General features: G+C 39.7%; 2 protein-coding genes. Both read right to left on the bottom strand.

What is annotated here, in order from left to right; translation table 11 throughout:
* The coding region (locus GMD3S_RS0210295; RefSeq protein ID WP_025173035.1) for a PTS system mannose/fructose/sorbose family transporter subunit IID at positions 1–298 on the bottom strand (298 nt) is incomplete at its 3' end.
* Positions 285–625, bottom strand: a 341-nt coding sequence (locus GMD3S_RS0210290; protein ID WP_025173034.1) for a PTS sugar transporter subunit IIC, incomplete at its 5' end; no start/stop codon positions are given. The genes GMD3S_RS0210290 and GMD3S_RS0210295, both read right to left, overlap by 14 nt.

Genomic DNA, 625 nt, shown 5'->3' with positions numbered 1-625 from the left:
AGGCCATCTTGATGCTACGTGTTTCTTTTGCTGGGCGACCATTTTCCAACATTACAAGGTGCAAGCTGGTAATAAAAGGCAGGAAGTGTGGGTTGGTATTATAGAATTCACAGTTTTCTTCCAAGGCTTGGTAGAAACCTTCCTGATCCGCTCCATAGTGTTTTTTCAAAGCAGGATACATTACATTGGCATATCCCAACCCTTGATAGTTACTATAGTTAAATCCATTTTGTAAAAAGAATGCCCGCAAAGACGTTTTAAGATAATCACGTTTTGTTAATTTGTTAGATCCAGTCATCGTGTGCTTCCTCCTCTACCACATGATTCGCTGTTTTTGGCTTGTTATAAAATTCAATCAAAGCAAAGATAGTACCTACAATTGCAATACCAATTGTTGGGATGTTTAGATAAGCTGCACAAACATATCCCAATAAGACAAACGGAATCAACTCTTTCTTAGCCATCACTGACAAGATCATTGCAAAACCGATAGCTGGGAGCATTTTACCAGCAACTGTCAAACCTGTAAGCAATACCGGTGGAATGTAGTCTACGAGTTTCAACAAGGTATCCATTGAAAGGGCACCCAAGCAACCCAAGGTAAATCCAATAAAGGCAAACAACC

It is taken from the genome of Streptococcus sp. GMD3S, assembly GCF_000298695.2.
Taxonomy (GTDB): Bacteria; Bacillota; Bacilli; order Lactobacillales; family Streptococcaceae; genus Streptococcus.
The sequence above is the reverse complement of the archived record's forward strand: the minus strand, read 5'-3'. Positions and strand labels throughout refer to the sequence as shown.